The 3,477-nt window shown below is 67.8% G+C and carries 4 protein-coding genes; 1 reads left to right on the top strand and 3 read right to left on the bottom strand.

Annotated features, from left to right (window positions below; genetic code table 11):
• The 3 genes from EWM57_RS20775 to EWM57_RS20765 form a co-directional block, all read right to left on the bottom strand.
• Positions 1-324: LytR/AlgR family response regulator transcription factor (locus EWM57_RS20775; protein ID WP_129923211.1), on the bottom strand; the 324-nt coding region annotated here is incomplete at its 3' end.
• A complete protein-coding gene (locus EWM57_RS20770; protein WP_129923096.1) occupies positions 321-1,481 on the bottom strand; it encodes a sensor histidine kinase in 1,161 nt (386 codons plus the stop codon). The genes EWM57_RS20775 and EWM57_RS20770, both read right to left, overlap by 4 nt.
• Positions 1,478-2,569 (bottom strand): sensor histidine kinase, encoded by a 1,092-nt coding sequence (locus EWM57_RS20765; protein ID WP_129923210.1) that lies wholly within the window; start codon positions 2,567-2,569, stop codon positions 1,478-1,480. Before EWM57_RS20765 ends, EWM57_RS20770 begins: the two co-directional genes overlap by 4 nt.
• A 153-nt stretch (positions 2,570-2,722) precedes the next feature.
• Here EWM57_RS20765 and EWM57_RS20760 point away from each other — a divergent pair.
• A partial coding sequence (locus tag EWM57_RS20760) for a hypothetical protein (protein WP_129920724.1) occupies positions 2,723-3,477 on the top strand: 755 nt, incomplete at its 3' end.

The following is a 3,477-nucleotide window of genomic DNA, read 5'->3' as shown; positions in this document are numbered from 1 at the left end:
CTTCATAAACCGCGGCAAGGACACGGGCTTGACCACGTAGTCCAGCGCGTCGAGCTCGTAGCCTTCCAGGGCGTGGTGGGGCGAGGCCGTGACGAAAATCACGTAGGGCGGCGCGTGCAGGGAGCGCACAAACTCCAGGCCGTTGACCTGGGGCATGTTGATGTCGGAAAACAGCAAATCGACGCGCTGCTGCTGGAGCACCTCCAGGGCCTCAAACACGTGGGCGCAGCTGGCCACCAGGTGCAGCTGGGGCAGCTGGGCCACGTAGCCGGCCAGCAGCTCGCGGGCAAAGGGTTCATCGTCGATTATCAGGCAGTTGATCATGGGAAAGCGGCGGGAAAAAATGCGGAAGGGGCCGCCGGGGCCGGTGTGGCCGGGGCCAGGCGCAGGGTGAGGCCGACGGCGTAGGTGTGGGCGGCCGCGTCGTGGGTGATGGTCAGGTTGTAGTCGGCGGGGGCGTAGTGCAAAGCCAGGCGCTGGCGCACGTTGACCAGGCCCACCCCGCCGAAGGGCCGGGCCGGGGCGCCGGGGCTGAAGCTGTTGCGCACGCTCAGGTGGAGTTGGCCGGCCGCCACGGATAAGGCAATATCGACCCAGGCGGCGTCCAGGCTGCTGTCGGCTCCGTGCTTGAAGGCGTTTTCCACGAAGGGAAACAGCAGCAGGGGCGTCAGGCGCTGCGCCTCGGACCCCGGCGCGGGCGGCTGGTAGCGGATGCTGACCTGCTGGCCGTAGCGCAGGCGCTCCAGCTCGAGGTAGGCGGCCAGAAAATCCAGCTCCTGCTGTAGCGTGACAAGCGGGGCGGCGGCCTCGTACACGGTGTAGCGCATCAGGTGGGCCAGGTGGTCCACCACGCCGGGGGCGCGCTCATCCTGGCGGGCCACCAGCACGTACAGGTTGTTGAGGGTATTGAACAGAAAGTGGGGGTTGACCTGGGCGCGGAGGAAGTTGATTTCCAGGTGCAGGTTTTCGCGCTCCAGGTGCAGGCTGCGGTTGCCGCTGCGCAGCAAAAACTGGATAAAGCGCAGCAGAATCGGCGGAAACACCGTCACCACAAAGTCGTTGAGGCCCATGCTCACCGCCCGCCAGGCAAACACGCCGCCCACCAAGCCGTAGTCGAGCAGGCGGTGCATGTAGGCGTAGGCGTCCCGGGAAATCAGGCCCTGGTGGTCGAGCAGGGCGTAGTAGCCGTAGGAAAGCAAGGCCCACAGGTAGTAAATGCCCGCCAGCCCGGCCAGGGTGAGCAGCCAGCGCCGGGACAGCACCCAGCGCGGGAGCACCACGGCTGAGAAAAAGTAGAAGCCGGCCACCGCGGCCAGCGTGTCCTTGACCACGAAGCCCCAGGTGACCAGCGGAGTTTGCTGCCACTGGCTGAAGACCACGTACTCGAAGCCCACGAACAGCGCCCACAGTCCCAGGTGGCGCAGGACCCGCCCGCCCCGCGTGCCGCCGAAGCGCCGCGCCGCCTGCCAGGCCCCGCTCACGCGTCGAGCTGAATACGGAGGCGCACCCGCACGGCGTGCGCCTCCTCGGTGATGCCGACCGAATGCCGGCCGGGATAATGCAGGGCCAGCCGCCGCCGGGCCGCGCCGATGGCCGGGTCGGCTTGGTAGGTGAGGGGCAGGGCGGCGGCGCTGGTGCGCGTGAGCGTGAGCTCCACGGCCGCGGGCTCCACCCGCAGCTGGCAGGCGAGGTGGGCCAGGGCCGAGGCCGGGGCGTCGTCGAGGCCGGCGAAGAGACGCTCCAGAAACGGGTGCAGCAGCAGCGGGACCAGCTGCTGGGCGGCCACCGCGCCGGTTACCGCGTGCTCAATGGTGACCGTGGGGGGACGACGCAGGCGCTCCAAGGCCAGAAAATCGTCCAGAAATTCCAGCTCCCGGCGCAGCGGTACCCGGTCGGCATCGGTTTCGTAGAGGGTGTAGCGCATCAGGTCGGCCAGGTGCAGCACCATTTCGGGCGCGCGGGCGTCGCGGGAGCGGGTGAGCTGGTGCAGGCTGCCGAGCGTGTTGAACAAGAACTGCGGGTTGACCTGCGACTTAAGATAGCCCAGCTCCAGCCGCAGCCGGGTGCGCTCCAGGGCCAGCCGCCGCCGGTCTACCACCAGGGCGTAGGCCAGAAAGCTGATGAGCACCGGAAACAGCAGAATGGCCAGCATGCCCAGCAGTACGCCCAGCTGCCCCAGCGGGCTCAGCAGCGTGGACCAGAAGTCGGCCACGTAGAAGCCGTGCAGGGTGCGGCGCATCACTGGGCTCAGGGGTAGGTAGGCCGCGGCCAGACGGGAGCCGACGTACATCCAGACCTGAAAGGCGTAGAGCAGCACTACGCCCCCGGCCAGGGCCCGGCCCAGGTGGCCGCGCAGCAGCCAGCGCGGAATAATCAGGTAGACCAGGGCGTTGAAGAGCAGGATGGCAAAGCCCATCTGCAACGCCACCAGCGGCCACACCGGCCCGTCGAAGTGGAAGTTGGGGCGGTTGTTCCAGGCGAAGTAGAAGCCCGCCAGCACCGCCCACAGCCCCAGTTGCAGCAGCGCGGCCGCGGCGCGCGGACTCAGCGCCGTCAGCCGGTGACGCACGAAGGTAAAAGCGGGTTCAAACGGACGAAAAGGGGAGGACAACTCGAACTTTGGTGGGGTGGGGCCGCTAGTTGGTCGAATAATGTTTCGGCAGCCAAAGCTCCGCAATTTCTTTGGCTCAGTTCTTCTCCTTTTTTCCAAAACCAACCGGCTATGTTCCGCTCCTCACTCTTCGCCGCCGCCTGCTCCCAGCGCACCGTCCGCCGCCTGGCGGGTTTGGCCCTCACCCTGGCAACGCTGAGCCCGGCCGCCCGGGCCCAGGCTCCGGACACGGCCTTCACCCGGCTGGTGCAGAAAAATCAGTTTGCCCTTGTGTCCACCGGCGCCCGCTTCAGCGGCCCGGGCTGGGACAAGCTGGAGCAGGATATCCGCAAAAGCACGCTGGTGCTGGTGGGCGAAGACCACGGCATGGCCCAGATTCCGGGCTTTGCCGCCGCCGTGGGGCAGGTGCTCAAGCCCAAGCTTTACGTGGCCGAAATCGACAAGTACCAGGCCCGCGACCTGAGCCGGCTGGCCGCCCAGCCCGGCCTGCCCACCGCCTTCAGCAGAGAGTATCCGATGGCCTTGTCGTTTTACAGCTGGGCCGAGGAGTTTGAGCTGGCCCGCGCCCTGCAGGCCCAGGGCGCCGCGCTGGTGGGCGTCGAGCAGGTGGGCTCCGCCACCCCGGGCCGGCTGCTGGGGCTGATGGCCGACCAAACCAAGCACAAGGCCAGCCAAGCCTATTTGCGCAAAACCGCCGCCGCTTTCCAGGCCCAGGACCGCCGCGACCTGGTGGCCGGCACCTACCACCACTCCACGGTGAACACGCTGCGCCCCGCCACCCTCGACAGCCTGCGGGCCGCCACCCGCGCCGAAAGCCCCGCCGTCCGCCAGATGCTGCGCGACTTTGAAGCCAGCGTGGCTATCTA

The sequence above is a fragment of the Hymenobacter persicinus genome, from assembly GCF_004167665.1.
GTDB classification, from domain to species: domain Bacteria; phylum Bacteroidota; class Bacteroidia; order Cytophagales; family Hymenobacteraceae; genus Hymenobacter; species Hymenobacter persicinus.
Note: the sequence above shows the minus strand (reverse complement) of the source record. Positions and strands in the feature narration are given on the sequence as shown.